22 protein-coding genes are annotated in these 21,154 nt (G+C 67.0%); 11 read left to right on the top strand and 11 right to left on the bottom strand.

Annotated features, from left to right (window positions below):
• Positions 1-32: 32 nt before the first annotated feature.
• On the bottom strand, positions 33-851 hold the full coding sequence (rsmI, locus tag C1930_RS03370; protein ID WP_108752172.1) for a 16S rRNA (cytidine(1402)-2'-O)-methyltransferase: 819 nt from the start codon (positions 849-851) through the stop codon (positions 33-35).
• Positions 852-932: 81 nt separating this feature from the next.
• On the opposite strand from rsmI, the gene C1930_RS03365 reads away from it, so the two are divergent.
• From C1930_RS03365 to C1930_RS03350, 4 genes are read left to right on the top strand one after another with little or no spacing between them, the layout of a single operon-like run.
• On the top strand, positions 933-2,654 hold the full coding sequence (locus C1930_RS03365) for a penicillin-binding protein activator (protein ID WP_108757639.1): 1,722 nt from the start codon (positions 933-935) through the stop codon (positions 2,652-2,654).
• On the top strand, positions 2,617-3,012 hold the full coding sequence (locus C1930_RS03360; RefSeq protein ID WP_108771089.1) for a YraN family protein: 396 nt from the start codon (positions 2,617-2,619) through the stop codon (positions 3,010-3,012). The genes C1930_RS03365 and C1930_RS03360 overlap by 38 nt, the downstream gene beginning before the upstream one ends.
• Complete coding sequence (locus C1930_RS03355; RefSeq protein ID WP_108771088.1) at positions 3,012-3,590, top strand: metal-dependent hydrolase; 579 nt, start codon at positions 3,012-3,014, stop codon at positions 3,588-3,590. The genes C1930_RS03360 and C1930_RS03355 overlap by 1 nt, the downstream gene beginning before the upstream one ends.
• Complete coding sequence (locus tag C1930_RS03350) at positions 3,587-4,972, top strand: FAD-linked oxidase C-terminal domain-containing protein (protein WP_108771087.1); 1,386 nt, start codon at positions 3,587-3,589, stop codon at positions 4,970-4,972. Before C1930_RS03355 ends, C1930_RS03350 begins: the two co-directional genes overlap by 4 nt.
• Positions 4,973-5,071: 99 nt before the next feature.
• On the opposite strand, the gene C1930_RS03345 is transcribed toward C1930_RS03350, so the two are convergent.
• Both C1930_RS03345 and C1930_RS03340 read right to left on the bottom strand, forming a co-directional pair.
• Positions 5,072-7,042: an acyltransferase family protein gene (locus tag C1930_RS03345; RefSeq protein ID WP_234412730.1), complete on the bottom strand. Its 1,971-nt coding sequence runs from the start codon at positions 7,040-7,042 to the stop codon at positions 5,072-5,074.
• Positions 7,043-7,128: 86 nt separating this feature from the next.
• Positions 7,129-8,181 carry a fimbrial protein gene (locus C1930_RS03340; protein WP_108771086.1) on the bottom strand — a complete coding sequence of 351 codons (1,053 nt, stop codon included), beginning with the start codon at positions 8,179-8,181 and terminating at the stop codon, positions 7,129-7,131.
• 412 nt (positions 8,182-8,593) lie between these two features.
• Between C1930_RS03340 and C1930_RS03335 the strand changes: the two genes are divergently transcribed.
• Both C1930_RS03335 and C1930_RS03330 read left to right on the top strand, forming a co-directional pair.
• Positions 8,594-9,007, top strand: a complete 414-nt coding sequence (locus tag C1930_RS03335; RefSeq protein ID WP_108755403.1) for a hypothetical protein — start codon at positions 8,594-8,596, stop codon at positions 9,005-9,007.
• A 449-nt stretch (positions 9,008-9,456) separates the two neighbouring features.
• Positions 9,457-9,870, top strand: a complete 414-nt coding sequence (locus C1930_RS03330) for a hypothetical protein (RefSeq protein ID WP_108755402.1) — start codon at positions 9,457-9,459, stop codon at positions 9,868-9,870.
• Positions 9,871-9,945: 75 nt separating this feature from the next.
• On the opposite strand, the gene C1930_RS03325 is transcribed toward C1930_RS03330, so the two are convergent.
• From C1930_RS03325 to C1930_RS20495, 3 genes are all read right to left on the bottom strand, one after another.
• Positions 9,946-10,455, bottom strand: a complete 510-nt coding sequence (locus C1930_RS03325; RefSeq protein WP_108755401.1) for a fimbrial protein — start codon at positions 10,453-10,455, stop codon at positions 9,946-9,948.
• A 21-nt stretch (positions 10,456-10,476) separates the two neighbouring features.
• A complete protein-coding gene (locus C1930_RS03320; protein WP_325051539.1) occupies positions 10,477-13,002 on the bottom strand; it encodes a fimbria/pilus outer membrane usher protein in 2,526 nt (841 codons plus the stop codon).
• A gap of 143 nt (positions 13,003-13,145) precedes the next feature.
• The gene (locus tag C1930_RS20495; protein ID WP_234412729.1) at positions 13,146-14,132 is read right to left on the bottom strand and encodes a fimbrial protein; all 987 of its coding nucleotides are present in this window, start codon (positions 14,130-14,132) and stop codon (positions 13,146-13,148) included.
• A gap of 203 nt (positions 14,133-14,335) precedes the next feature.
• Between C1930_RS20495 and C1930_RS03310 the strand changes: the two genes are divergently transcribed.
• The 5 genes from C1930_RS03310 to C1930_RS03290 all read left to right on the top strand — a co-directional run bounded on the left by C1930_RS03310 (position 14,336) and on the right by C1930_RS03290 (position 17,064).
• Positions 14,336-14,848, top strand: coding sequence for a fimbrial protein (locus tag C1930_RS03310; protein ID WP_108771085.1), 513 nt, complete (start codon positions 14,336-14,338; stop codon positions 14,846-14,848).
• Between the two features lie 60 nt (positions 14,849-14,908).
• Positions 14,909-15,631: a molecular chaperone gene (locus C1930_RS03305; protein ID WP_108771084.1), complete on the top strand. Its 723-nt coding sequence runs from the start codon at positions 14,909-14,911 to the stop codon at positions 15,629-15,631.
• Complete coding sequence (locus C1930_RS03300; RefSeq protein ID WP_108771083.1) at positions 15,628-15,963, top strand: hypothetical protein; 336 nt, start codon at positions 15,628-15,630, stop codon at positions 15,961-15,963. The genes C1930_RS03305 and C1930_RS03300 overlap by 4 nt, the downstream gene beginning before the upstream one ends.
• 93 nt (positions 15,964-16,056) lie before the next feature.
• On the top strand, positions 16,057-16,596 hold the full coding sequence (locus tag C1930_RS03295; RefSeq protein WP_108771082.1) for a fimbrial protein: 540 nt from the start codon (positions 16,057-16,059) through the stop codon (positions 16,594-16,596).
• 96 nt (positions 16,597-16,692) lie between these two features.
• Positions 16,693-17,064: a DUF805 domain-containing protein gene (locus tag C1930_RS03290; RefSeq protein ID WP_108755398.1), complete on the top strand. Its 372-nt coding sequence runs from the start codon at positions 16,693-16,695 to the stop codon at positions 17,062-17,064.
• 146 nt (positions 17,065-17,210) lie between these two features.
• Here the strand turns inward: C1930_RS03290 and thiL are convergent, their stop codons facing one another.
• The 5 genes from thiL to C1930_RS03265 all read right to left on the bottom strand — a co-directional run bounded on the left by thiL (position 17,211) and on the right by C1930_RS03265 (position 21,090).
• Positions 17,211-18,173, bottom strand: coding sequence for a thiamine-phosphate kinase (gene thiL / locus C1930_RS03285; protein WP_108771081.1), 963 nt, complete (start codon positions 18,171-18,173; stop codon positions 17,211-17,213).
• 126 nt (positions 18,174-18,299) lie between these two features.
• Positions 18,300-18,779, bottom strand: coding sequence for a transcription antitermination factor NusB (nusB, locus tag C1930_RS03280; RefSeq protein ID WP_108748505.1), 480 nt, complete (start codon positions 18,777-18,779; stop codon positions 18,300-18,302).
• Complete coding sequence (gene ribH, locus C1930_RS03275) at positions 18,776-19,243, bottom strand: 6,7-dimethyl-8-ribityllumazine synthase (RefSeq protein ID WP_108752161.1); 468 nt, start codon at positions 19,241-19,243, stop codon at positions 18,776-18,778. Before ribH ends, nusB begins: the two co-directional genes overlap by 4 nt.
• Before the next feature lie 147 nt (positions 19,244-19,390).
• On the bottom strand, positions 19,391-20,491 hold the full coding sequence (ribB, locus tag C1930_RS03270; RefSeq protein ID WP_108755396.1) for a 3,4-dihydroxy-2-butanone-4-phosphate synthase: 1,101 nt from the start codon (positions 20,489-20,491) through the stop codon (positions 19,391-19,393).
• Positions 20,488-21,090 carry a riboflavin synthase gene (locus tag C1930_RS03265; protein WP_108752159.1) on the bottom strand — a complete coding sequence of 201 codons (603 nt, stop codon included), beginning with the start codon at positions 21,088-21,090 and terminating at the stop codon, positions 20,488-20,490. The genes ribB and C1930_RS03265 overlap by 4 nt, the downstream gene beginning before the upstream one ends.
• Between the last annotated feature and the right edge of the window lie 64 nt (positions 21,091-21,154).

Raw genomic sequence — 21,154 nt, 5'->3', positions numbered from 1 at the left:
AGAGCCACGCCATGCGTGGCTGCGGCCATGGCTCAGCTGCCGTACAACGCCTTGCGCGGGGCGCCGGTCAGCTCGGCGGCCAGCTTGGCGGCGGTGGACGGCGGCAGGTGCTCGCTCAGCTTGGCGTAGACCCGGCGGCCCTCGGCCAGCTTGGCTTCTTCGTCGTCGCCGGCGCCCTGCACCATCACCACGAACTCACCCTTGCGCTGGTTGTCGTCGGCTTCCACCCGCGCCAGCAGGCTGGCCAGATCGCCATCGAGCACGGTCTCGAACAGCTTGGTCAGCTCACGCGCCAGCACCGCCGGGCGGTCGCCGCCGAAGATCGCGGCCATGTCGGCCAGCGATTCGGCAATGCGGTGCGAGGATTCATAGAACACCATCGTGCGCACTTCACCGGCCAGCGCCTGCAGGCGGTCGCGGCGGCCGCTGGCCTTGGCCGGCAGGAAGCCCTCGAAACTGAAGCGGTCGCTGGGCAGGCCGGCCACGCTCAGCGCGGCAATGGCGGCGCAGGCGCCCGGAATGGGGCTGACCTTGATACCGGCCGCGCGGGCCGCGCGCACCAGACGGAAGCCCGGGTCGCTGACCAGCGGGGTGCCGGCATCGCTGACCAGTGCCAGCGATTCGCCGGCCTGCAGCCGCGACACCAGGCGCTGCGCCAGGGCCTCTTCATTGTGTTCGTGCAGGGCCACCAGTGGCTGCTGGATGCCGAAATGGGACAGCAGCTGACCGCTGCGGCGGGTGTCTTCGGCACAGATGGCCGCCACCGAGCGCAGCACCTCCTGCGCGCGCGGGCTCAGATCGGCCAGGTTGCCGATCGGCGTGGCGACGACGTACAGGGTTGGCACACTCATTTCAGCGGTACTCACGGGGCAAGGGTAGAATCGTAGCGTGTACCTGGCCAAGGCCGCTGCCCTCATCGCATGGACCCGATCATGAACAAGCCCGCCGCACGGATCTCCGCCCTGTCGCTCTCGCTGATGCTGCTGGCCGGTTGTGCCACCACCAGCCTGACCAGCGCCCCTGAATCGCCGGCCCAGAGCCAGGCGCTGGCGCTGATTGAACAGGGCAAGCCGCGCGACGCCGCCCTGCAGCTGGAAGCGCAGGCCGCGACCCTGCGCGGCACGGCCCGCAGCAATACCCTGGCCGACGCGGCCTGGGCCTGGCATCTGGCCGGTGACAGCGCCCGCGCGCGCAGCCTGCTGGGCCAGCTGACCGCCCGCCAGCTGAGCGGTGCCAGCCTGCAGCGCTTCCAGCTGGCCAGCGCAGAGCTGGCACTGGCCGACAAGCAGCCGGCGCAGGCCCTGGCCCTGCTGAAGGAGCACGGCGACAACGTGCACCCCAGCCTGCGCACCCGGTGGTACCTGGCCCGCGCCAGCGCCCTGCAGGCCAGCGGTGACAGCTTCGCCGCCGCGACCGAGCGTGCCCGCGCCCATGCCGGCCTGACCGGCACCGCCCGCAACGAGAACCAGGCTGCGATCGCCGGCCTGCTGGGCACGCTGGACGATGCCACCCTGCGCAGCCGCGCCGCCGCGCTGCCGGCCAACGACCCGCTGTACAACTTCGCCGGCCGCGCCCTGATTGCGCGCGGCCTGCCGCTGCCGCGCCCGTTCGACCGCGACGGCGCGGCCCAGTTCGACACCAGCAAGCGCCCGCCGGCCATGAGCGATGGCTACCGCCCGCCGGCGAAGATGGCCGTGCTGCTGCCACTCAGCGGCCGCCTGGCCACCGCTGCACAGCCGGTGCGTGATGGCCTGCTGGCGGCGTACTACGGCGAAAGCCGGCGCCGCCCGGAGATCAACTTCTTCGATACCGCCGGCACCCCGGCCGGCGCCCTGGCCGCCTATGACAAGGCGGTCGCCTCAGGCGTCGACTTCGTGGTTGGCCCGCTGGGCCGCGACGAGGTGGACGCGGTGTACGGCCGCGCGCAGCTGCCGGTGCCGGTGCTGGGCCTGAACCGTGGCAAGGACGCACCGCCGGCCGGCAGCGCCGGTTTCTCGCTGGCCCCGGAAGACGATGGCATCGTGGCTGCCGAATACCTGCGTGGCCGCGAGCGCAGCAAGGCGCTGGTGATCAACAGCAGTGACGACACCGGCCGCCGCGCCGCCGCCGCCTTCGCGCAGCGCTTTGCCCAGCGCGGTGGCACGGTTGCCGCCACCGTCAGCATCAGCGACGCGGTGGGCGACGTGGGCGCGCAGGTCCGCAACGCGGGCCAGGTCGATGCCGTGTTCCTGGCCGTGCGTGCGCCGCAGGCCCGCCTGCTGGCCCCGCAGCTGGCCCTGGCCGGTGCCGGTGGCGCCACCCGCGTGGGCACCTCGCAGCTGACCACCGGCAGCGGCAAGGTGGAAGAAGACGTGGCGCTGGACGGCATCATTTACCCGAACGAAGCCTGGAACGTGCGCAGCGTGTCCGGCCTGCCGTCGGCCGCCCAGGTGGCGCAGACCCTGCCCAGCGCGCGCGGTGCGGCCAGCCGCCTGTTCGCCTTCGGCGCCGATGCCTGGAAGATCAGCGCCTACCTGGAAAAGCTGTCCAACGAAGGTGGCCTGGATGGCGCCACCGGCACGCTGTACCTGGACAGCAACGGCAACATCCTACGCCAGCCGGCGTGGTCCACCTTCAGTGGTGGCCGCCCGATGCCGATCGCCGGTGGTCGCTGAGCATCTGCAACGGGGCTCGGCGGTGGAAGCCGCCGCCGAGCAGCACCTGCAACAGGCCGGCCTGCAGCCGCGCGCGCGCAACGTGCGCTACCGCGGCGGCGAACTGGACCTGGTGATGGAAGACGCCGGCACCGTGGTGTTCGTGGAAGTGCGCTACCGCGCACGTTCGGACTTCGGTGGCGGTGCTGCTTCAATCGACGCGCGCAAGTGCCGGCGCCTGGCCCATGCCGCGCAGCTCTACCTGCAGGAACACCCTGCCCTGGCCAACGCGCCTTGCCGCTTTGATGTGGTGGAAGCTACGGGTGAACCGCCGCAGCTGTCTTGGCTGCGCGATGCCTTCCGCTTGGACGACTGCTGATGCCTTCGATCATCACCCACGCCGCCGTGCCGCTGGCTTTGTGGTGCGCCGCTGATCGCGGCCGCATTCCAGCGTGGCTGCTGGCCGCCGGCGTGGTGGCGGCGATGCTGCCCGATGCCGATGTGCTGGCGTTCGTGCTGCACATTCCCTATGCCGATGCGTTCGGGCATCGCGGGGCCAGTCATTCGCTGCTGTTTGCCGGCGTGCTGGCGATGTTGGCAGCGTTGTGGTGCCTCCTGTGCCAACCAAGGTTGGCACCTACCCAGCGAGGGCCAACGGTGGCGTCCACCGTACAGGCGGCGGTATTCGTCTTCGTCTGCGCGGCCAGCCATCCCCTGCTCGACGCCATGACCTCCGGCGGCCTGGGCGTTGCCTTGGCCTGGCCGTGGAGCGAACAGCGCTTCTTCGCACCGTGGCGGCCGATCCGCGTATCGCCCTTCGCGCCGCAGTTCTTCAGCGCACGTGGCGTGGCCACGCTGCTATCGGAACTGTGCTGGGTGTGGCTGCCGCTGGCCGGTGCTGTTATTGCCTGGAAGTTGATTCAACCCGCCCCTGCTGTCCCGCGAGAACCGTCATGAGTACTGCCCTGCCCGCCGCCCTGGTTGCCGAACTGTCCGTCCTGCTGGGCGCGGAGGGCTGGCGCATGGATGACAACGCGCTGGAAACGAACGCGCAGGACAATTCCTGGCGCCGGCAGCGCCCGGCGGCCGTTGCGCTGCCAGCCGATATCGAACAGGTGCAGGCGCTGGTGCGCGTGTGCCGTGCGCATGGCGTGGCACTGGTCGCGCGCGGCGCCGGCACCGGCACCACGGGTGCGGCGGTGCCGCTGCCGGGCAGCATCGTGCTGTCGTTCACCCGCATGGACCGCATCGTCGAGATCCGCGCGGGCGACCGCTGCGCCGTGGTGCAGCCCGGCGTATTGAACGGCACCCTGCAGCAGGCGCTTGCGCCGCATGGCCTGTTCTGGGCACCGGACCCGTCCAGCGCGGAGATCTGCAGCGTGGGCGGCAACCTGGCCTGCAATGCCGGTGGCCCGCGCGCGGTGAAGTACGGCACCAGCCGAGACAACGTGCTCGGCCTGGTGGCGGTCACCGGTACCGGCGAGGTGATCCGCTGCGGCGGTGCCTACACCAAGGATTCCACCGGCTACGACCTCACCCACCTGCTGGTGGGCAGCGAAGGCACCCTGGCCCTGATCGTGGAAGCCACCTTGAAACTGACCCCGCTGCCGGTCAGCCAGGCCGGCCTGCGCGTGCTGTACCGCGATGCTGATGCGGCCGCCGCAGCCGTATCGCGACTGATGTCGCAACCGGTGGTGCCCACGCGTCTGGAATTCGTGGATGCACGCAGCCTGGAGTTGTTGCGCTTGAACGGCGCCGAGGTGCCGGAAGCCGGCGCGATGCTGCTGGTTGAAGCCGATGGTGACCACGACACCCTGCCCTACCTGCTGCAGGCGCTGGCCACCGCGGCCGAGGGCGACAGCATGATCGAACTGGACGTAGCGATGGAAGGCCGCGCGCGTGACCAGCTCTGGGCGGCACGCAAGGCGTTGTCGCCGGCGCTGCGCACCGTCGCACCGGGCAAGATCAATGAAGACGTGGTGGTGCCGGTGTCGCGCATTCCGGACCTGGTGGCCGGGGTGCAGGCATTGGCACGCGAGTACACGCTGACCATCGTCACCTTCGGTCATGCCGGCAACGGCAACCTGCACGTCAACATCCTCTATCACCCCGATGATGCCGACGAGAACGCACGCGCACACGCCGCGCTGCCGAAGATCTTCGAACTGACGCTGGCACTGGGTGGCACGTTGTCCGGCGAGCATGGCATCGGATTGGCCAAGCGCGATTTCATGGCGCAGGCGTTCAGCCCGGCCACCTTGGCAACCATGCGCGCGATCAAGGCCGCGCTGGATCCGGATGGGATTCTCAACCCGGGCAAGGTGTTGCCGCCGGCGTGATGCGTGATTGATCGGGGTCGGATCCCATCGCAACGGCGATGGGCTCTGACCCCATCATCTATGCAAGAGCAGCCGAGCATGGGTCGGCTCTACAGAAGATCAGTCGAGCAAGCTCGACTCTACGGTGTCGATCAGCAGCTGGCGGAAGTGCGGCAGCAGCACGCGGTTGCCGTGCCCGCTCAGGTGGTCGTTGTCGAAGAAGAGGGGCTGGCCTTCTTCCACTGCTGAGCATACGTCGGGCCCGCAGAGCAGCGGCAGCGGGTCCCACACGGTCAATGCGGGATAGCGCGCGGCCAGTTCGGCCAGCAATGCCATCTGCGGCGCGCGCAGCATTTCCAGATCGGCGCGGACCATCTGCAGGCCACCGGTACATGCAGGATTCATGCGATTGAACCAATCCGAGCAGCGGTAGGCGCCTGCCTTGAACAGCGGCAATGGCGCGTCGATCACCACCTGCACACCGAGCACCTGCAACCGCTGCAGCACGCGTTCGGCTTCTTCGTGTGCAGCCTGGGCGTCGGCCGTTGTCTGTCGGGCCAGCAGGTTCCGGTAGACCTTCTGGTCATCTTGCTGCGCCCAATCGAAACCACGCAGCTCGGGCATACGCAGCGCCGCCAGCAGCACGATGTCACCCGGTCGCGCCTCGCTTTCGATCTGCGAAAGCGCCTGCTCGATGAAGCTCTGGCAGTCGGCCGGGCTGGCCCGCTGCAGGTTCACGAAGCTGCAGCCGCCCTGGTCGCTCTGATGCACTTCCATGCCGGTCTGCCGCGCCACCATGCTGGTCATGGTGCGATAGGCGGCCGCGTGCGAATCGCCGGCCACAAAGAGGCGTCGTCCCTCAAGGCTCGGCGCCGCAACCGCCTCCAGCGGCCGCCAGGCCGGGTAGCGGCGCGCCTGCCAGGCATGGCTGTCACGGGTCACACTGAGCGAGATCCGCTCGTGGTACTCCACGCTGGCCCAAGCGCCCACGCCACACAGCGCTACCAGCAGCACCGCCGATGCCAGGGTCTTCATCGGCGCCCAGCGCAGCAAGGGCCCGGCGTGCCGCAGCGGCTGTTCAACCAGGTGATAGGACGCGGCCGACACCACCAGCAGCAGAAGTGGGTACAGCCACAATGCCGCGCCCTGCAGCCCATAGGTCCAGCGCAGCAGCACAAGCAGCGGCCAGTGCCACAGATACAGCGCGTACGACAGACGCCCCAGGTACACCAACGGCGTCCAGCCCAAGCCCCGGGCGATATCGCCACCTGCCTGCCGGGAAACACCGGCCAACAGCAGCAGCGTGCCGACCACAGTGGCCAGCACACCTGGCACCGGCATCGGCAGATGCGGGGCGATCCAGACGCCGACCACCAGCAATGCCAGACCTGCGGCCGCCACAACGTTCGCATGCCGACCACCCGCGCGCGTTTGCATCCACTGGTACAGCAGCGCACCGGCCGCCAGTTCCCAGAACCGCGACGGCAGCAGGTAGAACGCCGCGGTCGGTGCAGCCTGTGCCTGCCACCCCGCCCACAACAACGACAGCAGGGTGAGTACCGGCAACAACGCCCGTGCCCGCCACCAGTGCTCGCGGCCGCGCAGCCAAACCAGGAACAGCAGCGGGAAGATCAGATAGAACTGCTCTTCCACGCCCAGTGTCCAGGTATGCAGGAACGGATTGAGCTCGGCGCCGGGTGAGAAGTAGCTGTCCTGCTGGCCGGACAGCACCACGTTACTGAGGCCAAGCAGCGCGGCCCATCCGGTCTGGTCGAACTGCTCGTTGCGCCACGCACGCGGAATGAGCAGGGCCGACAGGATGAACGTGGCCATCAACATCACCAGCAGCCCTGGCAACAGCCGCAGCACCCGGCGCCGATAGAAGTCCAGCAGCAGAACGCCTGCTGGCTGCGCTGCACGCGACGCCAATGCCTGGCTGATCACGAAGCCGGAAATGACGAAGAACATGTCCACGCCGGTGAAGCCACCGGGTAACCAAGCAGCGTCTATGTGGAAAACGACGACGGCGAGCACGGCCAGTGCGCGCAGGCCATCGATCAAGGGATTGTGGACGGCTGGGGATGTGGACATGCCATCCATCATCGAAATCGATGGCAGGGCGAACAAGCGGCAACGGCGACAGCTGCTGGGTTGCTACAGAAACGACCAATGACCGTTCAGTAATAGTTCGCCACCAGCACCGCCTGCCCAACAATCTCCCCCGCCAACAGCGGCTCGCTGGGCAGGCGGATATAGCGCGCGGTGAACGGAATGCGTTCGCTGGCCCCAGTGGAATCGGTATGCGCCCAGACCCGGCCCATCGGCAGCGTCAGGCCGTTGTACAGCACCTGCAGGCCCACACCCTGCGCGCTGGTGCCCGCTGCGGGCGCCAGGATGTCACTGCTGTTGCTGCGATCACTGGCGTCATGGATCTCGAGCGACACCGGACGACCCGGCACACCACAGTCCATCTGCACGGTGAAATCCTTCTCGCCACCGGTGCCGGTGGCATCCAGTACATCGGCACGGATCGGATCAAGCACCGGACTGGCATCCATCAACGCACAGGTGGTGCCCTGGAATTCATAGCCGATCTCGAAGTGGAACTCACCCATCCCCCCGCTGCCCTGTACCTGCACCGAGCCCAGCGCGCGTTGCAGCTGCGGGCGCATTGGGCCACCGCGGGAAAAGAAGTGCAGCCTGAACCTGAATTCCGAACCGCCCGTGCCGCTTCCGATCGAGTACGTGGAATCATTCAGCGGATCGATCGGCCAAGGCTCCATGCCTTCGCTCCCGTCCAATGGCAGGGCATCAATCAGCAGCTGCACCAACGGAGAATCCGGGCTCGTCTCAAATGCCGGCCAGCCGTCGATGTCGCGCACATACCTCAAGCCCATCAGCCGAGGTGCCACGATGAGTTCTTCGCCCGCATCGCAGCGCAGGGTGATCGTGGAACTGCCGGCCTCGTACAGCAACACGTCAGGTTCCTGCACGAAGCGCACGGGCACGGTCTGCGCGTACGTCACGCTGGGAGTATCCGGAACACACACCGCATGCACGGCAAAGGCGGACGAGGCCAGTGCGACCAACACCAGTGCGCGCGCAAGGTAGGGGGCACTGCCCATCTTGGCTCCAAGGGAAGGAAGAAAGGGCTTGCATGGTGCCGTCGTTGGCGAGCGTGGACCATGCAATTTGTTGCGAAGTGTGCTGAACACACGCCCGAAGTGCATATGCCGATGTGATCGAGCCCAACACCCTCCGTCGCGGCGCGCTATGACGCTTATGACCACAATCCGGCGCGATACGCGACAGAGCGGATCGATTCGCGTGGTTTCGACTTTCAAACTTTTCTGATGGGTAGCGCGGCGCTTTCATGCGCATGATGAGGTGCCATCGACAACGGGTGGCACGGGCTTCCAATCCCGTTAGGTTGATGCGTTGTTTACGCTTGCCTGTCGGCGCCGCTTTTCCTGTTCAGCGGCGTCGGCAGGCAATCCGTCCGCATGTCCATGGCGGGCGGTGCGTGGGGGCCCCGTGCCCGCCGGCGTTTCGCATCAACCTCCGGTATTGGAACCACGCACCGTCCGCCGCCCTTGCACTACTGCAGGGGCGGCCCCTTGCTTCGTACAAAAGGACGCCGCCATGACCGCATCGAAGTATCAGCACCTGTTCGCCACGCTGGGCGAAGCCGCTACGCGCCTGCCCGAAGACCTGGCCACGACGCTGGAAAACACCTTTACCTGCCTGCAGGAAGGCCCGGCACCCGGTGTGGTCAATCTGCAGGCCTGCCTGCAGCAGATCCGCAAGGGGGATTCAGCAGATGGCCGACCGTGGCCGGGGCGGGGCTGCACACCGGGGCAGCGCCTGGCGCTGCCACGCATTGATCGCGCTACCGGTGGACTGACGTTCCTGCTGGAACTTTTGCACGCCACCGAACGCGTGCGCGTGGATGGCGAGGTGGGCCAACAGATGGGCGATGGTGCGCGCGAGGGACTGCTGCTGGCGTGCCGGGGGTTGGCCGAATATGTGGACGTGCAGTTGCACGCCGCGTTGTAGAGTCGAGCTTGCTCGACTGATATCGCGAAAGACAGTCGAGCAAGCTCGACTCTACGGGTACCGCGAACGGCAGCGGCGCATGGTGACACAATCGACCAGTCGCTGACGAAGCTCCGAAGGACGTCCGGCGATTCGTGCGTTTTCGACTTTCAAACTTTTCTGATGGGTGGCGCGGCGCTTTCATGCGCATGATGAGGTGCCACCGACAACGGGTGGCACGGGACTCCAATCCCGTAGGACAGCTTGTTGTTTACGCTTGCCAGTCGGCGTCGCTTTATCTTGTTCAGCGGCGTCGGCTGGCAATCCGTCTGTGCGTCTTTGGCGGGCGGTGCGTGGAGGGCCCCTGTGCCCACCGGAACAAGCTGTCCCCGGTATTGGAGCCACGCACCGTCCGCCGCCCTTGCACTATTGCAGGGGCGGCCCCTTGCTTCGTACAAAAGGACGCCGCCATGACCGCATCGAAGTATCCGCACCTGTTCGCCACCTTGGGCGAGGCCGCCACCCGTCTGCCCGAAGACCTGGCCACGACGCTGGAAAACACCTTTACCTGCCTGCAGGAAGGCCCCGCACCCGGTGTGGTCAACCTGCAGGCCTGCCTGCAGCAGATCCGCCAGGGCGATGCAGCCGATGGCCGACCATGGCCGGGGCGGGGCTGCACGCCGGGGCAGCGGCTGGCGCTGGCACGCATTGATCGCGCTACCGGTGGACTGACGTTCCTGCTGGAACTGTTGCACGCCACCGAACGCGTGCGCGTGGATGGCGAGGTGGGCCAGCAGATGGGCGATGGTGCGCGCGAAGGGCTGCTGCTGGCGTGCCGGGGGTTGGCCGAGTATGTGGACGTGCAGTTGCACGCCGCGTTGTAGAGTCGAGCTTGCTCGACTGATATCGCGAAAGACAGTCGAGCAAGCTCGACTCTACAGGGGGGCGGCGGCGGTGCGTTATTCGTAGTCGGCGGTGACGGTGATCTCGGTGCGCACTTCGCCGGCCTGCAGGCCCGTCAACGCGGCGGCGTAGTAGCCAGCACGCAGCGGGTAGCTGGCGGTGGCGCCGGTGACCGGCACTTCAATACCGGCATCGCCGTTCTTCAGATACGTGTTGCCACTGGCACCGGCCAGCAGCGCCACGCTCACGCCCGTTGCGGGGTCGGTGCTGGCGGTGTTCTTCCAGCGCTGCGCATCGCCATCGGCCGCAGTACCACTGAACGACAGCACCGCCTTGCTTACACCCACACAGCCGGTGAAGTTCAACGCGCTGGCTTTCAGCCCGTTGTCACCGACCACCAGCTCATCGGCCTTGATGGGATCCAAAGCGATCGGCGGCGCCGCCAGTGTGCAGGTGCCGGGCAGCACGCGGCCGCTGATGGTGAGGGTGGCCGAATCGGCGAAGGCAGCGCCAGGCAGTACGCCGGCAGTGATCGCGAAGGCACAAGCAAGCAAGGAAGCTTTCATGGAGTTCTCCTGACTGAGGTCTCAGAGGGCAGCGCTGGCGGCCGCCAGACGCTGTGGAACGCATACCCCCACGCTCCACGACAGCCCATAGGCATCGGGGACATCAGGCATGCGGTATTCGATACGGCAGCGCGCCGCACCTTCGGGATCGACAATCAAGGCACCTGTATCCTGCGCACCACGCAGCTGGATCACCCCGCCCTGCCCCACCGCGCCCAACGGCAGGCCGTCTTCGCTGTGTACCTGCGCGGCGAATGGCAATGGCTGGCCCAGCGCATCGGTGGCGTCGATGAACAGGGTGCGCTCACGGCGCACCTCGAACGGTACGCGCACGATGCCGCCAGCGGTCGGCGCGACGCGCTGCGAGGTCTGCAGCAGCTCCACGTCCATCGGCAGACCGGACGGGTCCAGATCCAGCGTGTTCCAGCGGTACGGGCTGATGTGCGGCACCAGTGCGTAGCCATTGCCGGCCACGCGCACGCCAGCGCTGCTGCCCACGCGTGCGCCTTGCGCGCCCGGTGCCTGCACCAGCGCGAAGCCATCGCCCACCGGTGCGCCCAGGTTGATGCCACCGCCATGCAGCGCCACGCTGCCCGATGCGCCCACCGACAGGCTGCTGTAGTCGCCCAAACGGTTGTAGCCGGCATCGACGTGGCCGCGCCCGCCCTGCCATGCGGCGTACGCACTGTGGCTGCCCTGGCCACTGCCTTGGGTGGTGGACAGCGTGTAACTGAGCGCGCGCGACTCACCCAGGTTGCCGGTCAGCGTGGCCTGTGTCTGGTCGCCACTGCCGGCATGGCTGAGCTGCGTGCTCAAGCGCGGCGCATGGTGGCTGCGGCCCAGCGGCACGCTCAGGGTGAAGGCATAGCGGGTGTCCTGGCGTCCATCGCCCTGCTGGTAGCGCAGGGCCGACAGCCCGTAGTTCACCCGTCGGGTGCTGGTCTGCACGCTCAGTTGCAGGTCGTTGCGGCTGCGGCTGCTGTCCCAGTAGGCCACCTGACCGCCACTGAGGTGCAGTGTGGTGCGCTGGCCCAGCTTCTGCGAGAAGTTCAGCTGGTAGCGCTCGCGTGCACGGAATCCGTAACCCCATTCGTCCACCGCGCCGCCGCCGAGCACCCGCGCGGTGTCACTCAGGCTGAGGAAGCCGCGCGTGCTGTAGCGGTAGGCGGCCAAGCCGAAGTTGGTGCCGGTGGCCTGTACATAGCGCTGGTAGTTCACCCGAAAGCTGTTGCCGGACATGCGCTGACCCGCCGCCAGATTGGCGCGCGAGTGAGTGACGTCCACGCCGAAGGCGCCGAGGCGGGTGTTGATGGCCGCGCCCGACAACAGCGATTGGTAGTGCTGTCCGACCTGCGCACCGCTCAGAAGGGTAAGGCCATTGCTGATGCCACGTGCGTAGGTGCCCTCTGCAAAACGCAACGGCTGCAGGCTGCGCTGGTTATCGCGCAGTTCGCCGGCAGTGAATGCAAAGCGTGAGGCGCCGGCACGCAGCGCCTGCGGCACCGCGGAGAAGTTCACGTTGAAGCGTTGCTCGCGGCCATCGGCCTCGGTGACCGTGACCTCCAGATCGCCGCCGAAGCTGGTGGGGTACAGATCCTCGATCGAGAACGGACCAGGCGCCACGTTACTTTCGTGGATGATGTTGCCATTCTGGCGAATCGTCACTCGCGCGTTGCCTTCGGCGATACCCTGCACCTTGGGCGCGTAGCCACGCAGCGAATCGGGCAGCATGCGGTCATCGCTGGCCACGCGCACACCGGTGAAGGCCGCGCTGTCGAACAGTTCGCCGCCGGTATTGCCTTGGCCCAGCAGCAGCTGGCTGTTCCAGGCCGGAATGTCGCGCTGCACGTGGCTGCTGATGACGTTGTAGTTCGAACCGCGCTCGCTGTGGGTAAAAGAAGATCGATGGCGCAAGCGCCAGGCGCCGGCGTTGAGGCCTGCATTGAGGCCCATATAGGAACTGTCGCGCCCCTGGCTGCGGTAGTGGTTGCCGCTGTAGTTCACGAACGCGGCGGTGATGCCATCATCACGCAGTTCCGGCGCCACGTAGCCGCGCGCGGTGCTGGCCTGCGCCGCCTGTGGCAGGCTGATCGACAATTCCAGCGTACCGCTGTCGAAGGCCACGCGCGCGCCATCCACGTGCGCGGCCAGATCGACACAGGCCGCTGCATCGCCGGGCAGCATCTGCAGGTACTCCGGCTTCAACGGCAGCAGGCGCACCAGCGACACCGGAATGCACGGCACCGCCACATGCGGGTCCTGGTCGATGGCGAAGGCGATGTCCTGGCTGCGCAGGAACTGGCCGTTGACGTGGACATCCACCGCGTAGTCGCCGGCGGGCAGTGGATTGCCGTTGGCGTACCGCGTCATGTCGATGGCTTCGCCGCCGAGCAGGAAGCCTTCGCTGAATTCGGTTGCCGTCGAGGCCGTGGAGAGCGCGGGCGTGCCCGCGAGCATCACCGCACCGATGGCACGCACGAGGGCAACGGGCGCAACCGGAGGGCCGGCACTGGCCCGCAGTGAGGCGGCAGAAGTCTGGATCAACATGAACAGATTGAACGCCTGTACAGGCGGCGACGACGTGGGGGGAGGTCAGCCTAGGCAAGCCCGCCTGCCAATGACATTCAACTTGTTGCAGATCGCGTGGCCGATTCCGTCTGCAGGACGGATTGGCGTTGCAGGACGACCGATCAGCGATAGTCGGCGGTCATCACCGCTTCGCCCTTGACCACACCGGGCGCCAACGGATCAGGTGTACGTCGATAGCGAGCACGGAAGGGAATGCGCTGCGCGCCCTTGCTCGACCATCCGTACCGCCACCGCTGGCCGAACTGCACCGGCACGCCTTCGCGCAGCAGCTGCACGCGAACCCCCTCGGCCGTCGCGCCCGGCGCGGGCGCCAGCAGGCCGTCACGGCTGCCAGGGTCATTGGCGTCTGCCACGGACAGTTCGACATCAACATTGTCCATCGGGCAGGTCATCGACACCTCAAAGCCAGACTCCTTGGCCGAACTATCCATCGCTGCCAGGTCATCGGCGCTGACGTCGTCCAGCCCATGGCTGGCATCGGCCAGCGTGCAGGTTACGGCGGGAAGCGTCACCTCTATACCGAAGCTGTGGCGAAAGCGATTGGTCGGGTCGTTCTCCGACCAGGCTTCGATGGTGCCCAGCGCGGTGTAAGGCACGCTGCGCATGGCGCCACCGCGAAAGAACACGCGCATCTGCACGAAGTGGTCCAAGCGCCCTGGTGTAGCCAGCACGAGGCCGGGATTGCGGTTGATGCGACCGTTGTGCAGCGCAATGCTGCTGCCGTTTGCGCCACTGAACGTCGCCTGGGTGAAGATGACCAACGGCGAGCGCTCACCCAGGCTATAGGCGGGATAGGTACTTCCTTCCCAGACCAGATCGCGCTCATACGTCAGGCCCGAAAGCGACATGTCCACCAGGATCGCGCTCTGCCCGGCCGGGCAGTCAAACGCGTCCTGGATGGTCTCGCCGCGCCCGGTGAAGTAGCGATCCGGCATGTCCAGATTCGGCATGGTCAGAATGGCATCTTCAGCACGGTCCTGCGGGCTGAAGCGCTGGCAGGCATAGGCCTGGCACGCAAGCAAAGCCATCGGCAACACCAGTGAACAGGCCAGCGGCCACCTGCGGCGGCGGGCAGTGAAATGGAGCATCGGGTGTTCTGCCCGGTAAGGGAGGAAGCCACAGTGTGCGCAGCGATGGCACCTGTGCCTACGCAACGATGTGCAGATCGCGAGCCGGCGGCTGCATTTGCAAGTTGTTGCATTCACCCGGCGATAACAAGCGCGGAGACTGCGCACCGCTGGCTGTTGTTGATTGGCCAATGCACCCTCCTTCCCTTCGTTGAGAACTCCGCATGTCCTTGAAACTGCGCCTGCTGTCCCTGTCCCTGCTCGCCGCCGCTGTGCCGGCCGTGCACGCCGAACCGCTGGAAATCACCGGTGAACTGATGGCATCGACCTGCTCGGTCGGCGCCCCCGGCGGCACCATCACCGTACCGATGGGCCAGGTCGATCTGGCCTCGGTCAACGCCAACACCCGTGCGGGCCAGAAGAACTTCACCATTGCGCTGGATTGCACCGGCTCGGGTGCCGAACAGGATGTGGGCGTGCGCTTCGGTGGCACCCCCGATGGCAGCACCGGCAACCTGGCACTGACCGCCGCGTCCGGCGCCACCAACGTGGGCGTGGCCCTGTACGACGGCGCCGGCAACCACCAGAAGATCGGTGATGACCCGACCCAGTGGGTCACCATCGCCGCCGGCGGCAGCGGCCAGCTGGACTACAGCGCGTGGTACGCCTCGCCGGGCCAGAACGCCACCCAGGGCACCGCGAATGCCTCTGGCGATTTCGTAGTGATCTACAAGTAAGTCCTTGGCTGCCCGGCGCACGGACGCGCCAGGCGGCCACCTTCTTCAAGAGGTTTCCCCATGAAGCACCACGCATCGACGTGGCTGTGCGCGTTGCTGGCGATGGCCGTTGCGCTGCCTGCTACCGCGGCGGTCACGCTGCAGGGTACGCGTATCGTGTACGACGCCGGCAAGGGCCGCGACACCACCGTACGCGCCAGCAACGTGGGCGAGCTGCCGGCCATGACCCAGGTCTGGATTGACGACGGCAACGCGCAGTCGCGCCCGGAAGATGTGCGCACGCCCTTCCGGCTGACCCCGGCCGAGCCGCGCCTGCTGCAGTCCAAGCAGGGCCAGGCCTATCGCATCACCTACGCACCGCGCCCGTCGGAGGCACCGCTGCCGACTGATCGCGAATCGGTGTTCTATTTCAATTTGTTGGACATTCCGCCCAAGCCGGCCAATGCCGCTGACAAGAACCTGCTGCAGTTCGCCGTGCGCACGCGGGTGAAGCTGTTCCATCGCCCCGCCGGCCTGCCCGGCAGCGCGCGCGATGCTGCCGCACAGTTGCAATGGCGCGGCGACGCACATGCGTTGCAGGTGCATAACCCCAGCGCCTACCACGTGACGCTGAGCACACTGACGCTGGCCGATGGGCAACGCGTGGACGTGGACATGATCGCGCCGCGACAGAGCGCGCGCTTCGCGCTGCCGCAGGGTGCGGCGATACCGACGTCGGTGACCTTCACCTGGTTGGACGACTACGGCGCGCCGCGAGAGCAGCAGGCGGTGGTAGGCCGATGAGCCTTCTGCACCGATGCCGCTGGGCGCTGTTGCTGGGCCTGGTCGCGGCGTTCTTCCTGTTTGAAGCGGGCGCCACCTGGGCCTGCACTACCGTGACCGATGGCTATGCCAGCACGATGTATCCGGTGGTGTTGAACGAGCGTGAATCGTTCGATTACTCCTTTGGCGCGGCCGGTGTCGAGTTCAGTGGCTGCCCGAACACGGCGCCGCTGGAGTTCGAGGTGGAGTTCGATACCCCGATGACGCTGCTGGGCACGGTGGAGTACCGCGGACTGACCTTCGGCAAGTTCCAGGTGTCTGATACATCACCGCTGGTTCTGCTGGGCGTGTAGGAGGAGCGCGGCGGCATTGCCAACGGCATGGCATTCACCATGAGTGGGCAAAGCCTGGTGTTGACCGTCCCTGCTTCGTCGCGGGTGAAGCTTATGACCGAGCTTTCGATCTCCGGGCGTCGCAACGTGCAGAGCGAACCGATCTCGCGCATCTCACAGCTGCGTATCCGTCCGCGCAGCAATCCCGCACTGGTCGGCACGGGCACGCTGGAACTGGGATTTGATGTCTCGGTGATACGCGACTGCACGGTGCAGGGGGCCACGCTGACGCTGGACGATGTACGCGCCAATGCACTGGCCGGTGCCGAAAGTTCGGCCGGCGACAAGGACTTCGTGGTGAACATGGCCTGCAGCCACGACAACGTGCCGGTGGAGCTGACCCTGACCGATGCGCATGCACCCGGCAGCAGCGGCAGCCTGCTGGCCGCCGCGCCCGGCAGCGATGCCGCAGGCGTGCAGATTGAACTGCTGCGCAACGGCTTGCCCGTGCAGCTGGGCATGCCTTGGGCTTATGGCATGTCAGTGACTGGCAGCAATCCGATTCCGCTGAGCGCGCGCTATGCCCGCACCGCCGACACGCTGGTGGCCGGCGCGATTGTCGGCGAAGCCGTGCTGATGGCCGACTACCCCTGAGTGCCGTGGCGACCGGGGTCAGATTCCTTTGCCGTTGGCAAAGGAATCTGACCCCGCCGACGACACCCTTTTCCAACACCCCAAAGAGAGAAGTAGATGCACAAGATGATGATCCCGTTGAAGCGCTACACGCAGTTCAACGGCCGCGCCAGCCGCAGTGAGTTCTGGTGGTTCCAGTTGTTCATCGTGATCGTTTCGATTCCGTCGTACATCCTGAGCTTCATCGCCGGCTACACGGGTTCGCAGAGCCTTGCACTGGTTTCGACCGGCTTGAGCCTGATGATGGCGCTGGTCTTCGTGCTGCCCTGCCTGGCCGCATCCGTGCGTCGCCTGCACGATACTGATCGCTCGGGCTGGTGGCTGCTGCTGGGTTTCGTACCGTTTGCGAGCCTGGTGCTGCTGGTGTTCCTGGTGCTGCCCAGCACACCGGGTGACAATCGGTTCGGCAAGCCGATTCCGCACGTTTAAGCAATTGCGCCGGGCAATACCCGCCGTTTTTGTTTGTCGCGACCGCGCTCTGGTAGGTGTCGACCTTGGTCGACACAGACGTGCCAACCAAGGTTGGCACCTACCACAGCAGCAAGGTAGCGCCGGGCCATGCCCGGCGTCTTCAGTTACGCGAAATGCTGGTAACCGCCGTCGGCGGCTTCACCATCCACGTGCACGCCCTGCCCTTCGGCAATACGTCCGATGCGGGTCAGCGGCAGGTCCAGCGATTCAGCCAGGTAATGCAGCGCATCGCGCTGGCTGGCGGCGGCGGTGAAGCACAGTTCGTAGTCATCCCCCCCGCGCAGTGCACAGTCACGCGCACCGTCGCGGCCCAGCAACTCACGCAGTGCATTCGAAACCGGCAACAGATCGGCATCGACATGCACGGCCACTGCGCTGCGCGTGGCGATGTGTCCCAGATCGGCCAGCAGGCCGTCGGACACATCCACCGCCGCATGCGCGAACGCGCGCAGGCGCAGGCCCAGGGTCACCCGCGGCGTCGGCCGCAGCAGGCGCAGGCGCAGGCTCTCGTAGTCCGCCAGCAGCGTGGCGGTGGCCACGTTCAATGCGCCCTGCTGCCACAGGCGCAGCGCGCCAGCGGCATCGCCCAGCGTGCCGCTGACCCATATGTCGTCGCCCACCTGCGCGCGGTCGCGGCGCAGCGCCTGGCCACGACCGACCTGGCCCATCGCGGTCACCGACAGCGACAGCGGGCCGCGCGTGGTGTCGCCACCGATCAGCGCGATGTCGTGCTGGTCGGCCAGTGCGAAGAAGCCATCGGCGAAAGCCTCGATCCAGTCTTCGGTGGCCTCCGGCAACGACAGCGCCAGCGTGCACCACGCCGGGCGCGCGCCCATCGCGGCCAGATCGGAAAGATTGACCGCCAGCGTCTTCCAGCCGATATCGAAGACCGGGGTTTCCACCGGGAAATGCACGCCGCTGTTGAGCATATCGGCGGTGACCACCAGCTGCTCATTGGCACGCGGCTGCAGCAGCGCGGCGTCATCGCCGATGCCCAGCACGATGTCGTCGCGCTCGACGGTGCGGGCGCGGATGCGGTCGATGAGGGCGAATTCGGCCAGGGACATGGCGTGCTCCCGAGGGGTAATGGCGATATCAGGCATCAGTGCCAACCAAGGTTGGCACCTACCAGAGGCGGCGTGAGGGCACCCACCAGAGGCGGTGTCAGGGCATCCGCCAGAAGCGGAACCGGATCAGTGACCCGATTCGACTTTGCGCCATTCCACGGCGGCACGATCCAGCACGCCGTTGACGTAGGTGTGGCCGTGCTCGGAACCGAAGCGCTTGGCCGATTCGATGGCTTCATTGATGACCACGCGGTACGGCACATCCAGGCGGTAGCGCAGTTCGTAGCCGGCCAGGCGCAGCACGGCGCGTTCGATGGCGTCCACTTCTTCGATGCCACGGTCCAGGTACGGGGCCAGGGCTTCGTCGATGTCACGACGGTTGTCCAGCACGCCGTGTACCAGCGCTTCGAAATACGCCAGATCGGCGATTTCGCGCGCCTGCTCGTGGGCGAACTGGGCGATCAGCGACTGGCCGTTGCCACCGGAGATCTGCCATGCGTAGAGCGCCTGCACGGCGCGACGACGGGCGCGCGAGCGCAGCACCGGGTCGATGCCATCGCGGCGGACGGGTTTACCGGAGGGCTTGCCCTGGGTGTTCTTGTTCATGGCAGTTGCTCCAGCAGATTGACCATTTCCAGTGCGGCGAGTGCGACTTCCTCGCCCTTGTTGCCGTGGCTGCCGCCTGCGCGGGCCTCGGCGTCTTCAACGCGTTCCACCGCCAGCACGCCGTTCAGCACCGGCACGCCGAAGTCCAGCTGCACGCGCATCAGGCCTTCGGCACAACGGTCGGCCACGTGTTCGTAGTGGCGGGTGTCACCGCGGATCACGCAGCCCAGGGTGAGGATGGCGGCGTGTTCGTGGGCGGCGGCCAGGCGCGCGGCCACCAGCGGCAGTTCCCAGGCACCCGGCACGCGGATCACGTCGATGCTGGCTTCGGTGATGCCATTGCCGGCCAGGCTCTGGCGGGCGCCAGCGACCAGCGCATCGGTGATGCGGGCGTTCCAGCGGCTGGCCAGGATGGCAAAGCGCGCCGTTTCAGGGGTGCGAAGATCGCCTTCGTAGTGGCTCATATGCGGCTTGGGGGTTCGATAAGGGGGTAATTCTAGCGTGGATGGCCCCCGGCCGTGGTTGGCGGTGGGCCTGGCATCCGCCGGGCATGGCCCGGCGCTACCGGGGTCGGATCCCGCGCAGCGGGCTCCGACCCCATTGGGCGACCGTTATAGGGTCACCGTCTCCACCACTTCCAGGCCGTACCCGGCCAGGCCGACCTGGCGGCGGGGGGTACCCAGCACGCGCAGCTTGCCCAGGCCCAGCTCGGACAGGATCTGCGCGCCGGCACCGTTGCGGCGCCACTGGCCCACGTCCTTGTCCTTGCCCGGCACCACCGGCGCCGGCTGCTGGCGCAGGCGGGCCAGCAGGGCTTCGCCGTCGCGCGGGGCCGACAGCACCACCATCACGCCGGCGCCTTCTGCGGCAATGGCACGCAGCGCATCGGTGGCAGCCACGCCGAAATCGTCGCGGCGCCAGTGCAGCAGGTCGGCCAGCGGGTTTTCCACCTGCACCCGCACCAGGGTGGGGGTATCGGCCGCCGGGGTGCCACGCACCAGGGCGAAATGCAGGTCGTGGGCAATGCGGTCGCGGTAGGTGACCAGCTTGAACGGGCCGAATTCGGTGTCGATGTCGCGCTCGTCCACGCGCTCGACGGTCTTCTCGGTGGCCAGGCGGTAGGCAATCAGATCGGCGATGGAGCCCATCTTCAGGCCGTGCTCGCGGGCGAACACTTCCAATTCCGGGCGGCGCGCCATGCTGCCGTCGGGGTTGAGGATTTCCACCAGCACGCCGGCCGGTTCCAGCCCGGCCAGCATGGCCAGGTCCACGCCCGCTTCGGTGTGGCCGGCGCGGGTCAGCACGCCACCGGGCTGGGCGATCAGCGGGAAGATGTGGCCCGGCTGGTGCAGGTCGGCCGGCTTCGCGTTGGGCTTCACCGCGGTGCGGATGGTGTGGGCGCGGTCATGGGCGGAAATGCCGGTGGTCACCCCTTCGGCGGCTTCGATGCTGACGGTGAAGTTGGTCTGGAACTGCGCGGTATTGGACTGCACCATCGGCGCCAGGCCCAGATCGGCCGCGCGCGTGCGGGTCAGCGGCAGGCACACCAGGCCACGGCCGTGGGTGACCATGAAGTTGATGTCCGACGGCTTGACCAGCTCGGCGGCCATGATCAGGTCGCCTTCGTTTTCGCGGTCCTCGTCATCGACGATGACGACCATGCGGCCCTGGCGGATGTCTTCCAGGATCTCGGGGATGGGGGCGAAGTTCATGCGCGGGCTCCTTCACCCAACAGCCGCTCGACATACCGAGCGACCAGGTCGATTTCCAGATTGATCGCGCTGCCCACGCCGGTGGCGGAGAACGCGGTATTGGCCACGGTGTGCGGGATCAGCGCGACTTCAAAGCCTTCATCGTCCACTTCATTGACGGTCAGGCTGACCCCGTCCACGCAGATCGAGCCCTTCTTGGCGATATAGCGGCGCAGCGCCGCCGGCGCGGCAAAGCGCCAGCGCTGGGCACGGGCATCTTCGTGGATGGACAGCACCTGGCCCAGGCCATCGACGTGGCCGCTGACCAGATGGCCGCCGAGGCGGTCGGTCGGGCGCATGGCGCGTTCCAGGTTGATGACCGCGCCTTCGGCCAGCTGGCCCAGCGTGGTCAGGCCCAGGGTCTCGGTGGACGCATCGGCCTGGAAGCTGCTGGCGTCGAACGCGATGACGGTAAGGCACACGCCGTTGATGGCGATGCTCTCGCCCATCTGCACGTGGTCGAACGGCAGGCTGCCGACGTTGAAGGTGAAGCGGACATCGCCGCCGATGGCTTCGCGTGCGGCCAGGCGGCCGACGCCTTCGATGATTCCAGTAAACAAGTAACGTTCTCCGCGGAAAGTGAGCGAAAAACGCCGCAAGGCAAACAGGCGGGCGCAGGGCCGC

Source organism: Stenotrophomonas sp. SAU14A_NAIMI4_8 (assembly GCF_003086695.1).
Lineage (GTDB): Bacteria > Pseudomonadota > Gammaproteobacteria > Xanthomonadales > Xanthomonadaceae > Stenotrophomonas.
This window is presented reverse-complemented; position numbering and strand designations above follow the sequence as displayed.

Coding starts and splice junctions, on each gene's coding strand:
- rsmI (WP_108752172.1), bottom strand. CDS start 851: ATGAGTGTGCCAACCCTGTACGTCGTCGCCACGCCGATCGGCAACCTG.
- C1930_RS03365 (WP_108757639.1), top strand. CDS start 933: ATGAACAAGCCCGCCGCACGGATCTCCGCCCTGTCGCTCTCGCTGATG.
- C1930_RS03355 (WP_108771088.1), top strand. CDS start 3,012: ATGCCTTCGATCATCACCCACGCCGCCGTGCCGCTGGCTTTGTGGTGC.
- C1930_RS03350 (WP_108771087.1), top strand. CDS start 3,587: ATGAGTACTGCCCTGCCCGCCGCCCTGGTTGCCGAACTGTCCGTCCTG.
- C1930_RS03345 (WP_234412730.1), bottom strand. CDS start 7,042: ATGTCCACATCCCCAGCCGTCCACAATCCCTTGATCGATGGCCTGCGC.
- C1930_RS03340 (WP_108771086.1), bottom strand. CDS start 8,181: ATGCACTTCGGGCGTGTGTTCAGCACACTTCGCAACAAATTGCATGGT.
- C1930_RS03335 (WP_108755403.1), top strand. CDS start 8,594: ATGACCGCATCGAAGTATCAGCACCTGTTCGCCACGCTGGGCGAAGCC.
- C1930_RS03330 (WP_108755402.1), top strand. CDS start 9,457: ATGACCGCATCGAAGTATCCGCACCTGTTCGCCACCTTGGGCGAGGCC.
- C1930_RS03325 (WP_108755401.1), bottom strand. CDS start 10,455: ATGAAAGCTTCCTTGCTTGCTTGTGCCTTCGCGATCACTGCCGGCGTA.
- C1930_RS03320 (WP_325051539.1), bottom strand. CDS start 13,002: ATGTTGATCCAGACTTCTGCCGCCTCACTGCGGGCCAGTGCCGGCCCT.
- C1930_RS20495 (WP_234412729.1), bottom strand. CDS start 14,132: ATGCTCCATTTCACTGCCCGCCGCCGCAGGTGGCCGCTGGCCTGTTCA.
- C1930_RS03310 (WP_108771085.1), top strand. CDS start 14,336: ATGTCCTTGAAACTGCGCCTGCTGTCCCTGTCCCTGCTCGCCGCCGCT.
- C1930_RS03305 (WP_108771084.1), top strand. CDS start 14,909: ATGAAGCACCACGCATCGACGTGGCTGTGCGCGTTGCTGGCGATGGCC.
- C1930_RS03300 (WP_108771083.1), top strand. CDS start 15,628: ATGAGCCTTCTGCACCGATGCCGCTGGGCGCTGTTGCTGGGCCTGGTC.
- C1930_RS03295 (WP_108771082.1), top strand. CDS start 16,057: ATGACCGAGCTTTCGATCTCCGGGCGTCGCAACGTGCAGAGCGAACCG.
- C1930_RS03290 (WP_108755398.1), top strand. CDS start 16,693: ATGCACAAGATGATGATCCCGTTGAAGCGCTACACGCAGTTCAACGGC.
- thiL (WP_108771081.1), bottom strand. CDS start 18,173: ATGTCCCTGGCCGAATTCGCCCTCATCGACCGCATCCGCGCCCGCACC.
- nusB (WP_108748505.1), bottom strand. CDS start 18,779: ATGAACAAGAACACCCAGGGCAAGCCCTCCGGTAAACCCGTCCGCCGC.
- ribH (WP_108752161.1), bottom strand. CDS start 19,243: ATGAGCCACTACGAAGGCGATCTTCGCACCCCTGAAACGGCGCGCTTT.
- ribB (WP_108755396.1), bottom strand. CDS start 20,491: ATGAACTTCGCCCCCATCCCCGAGATCCTGGAAGACATCCGCCAGGGC.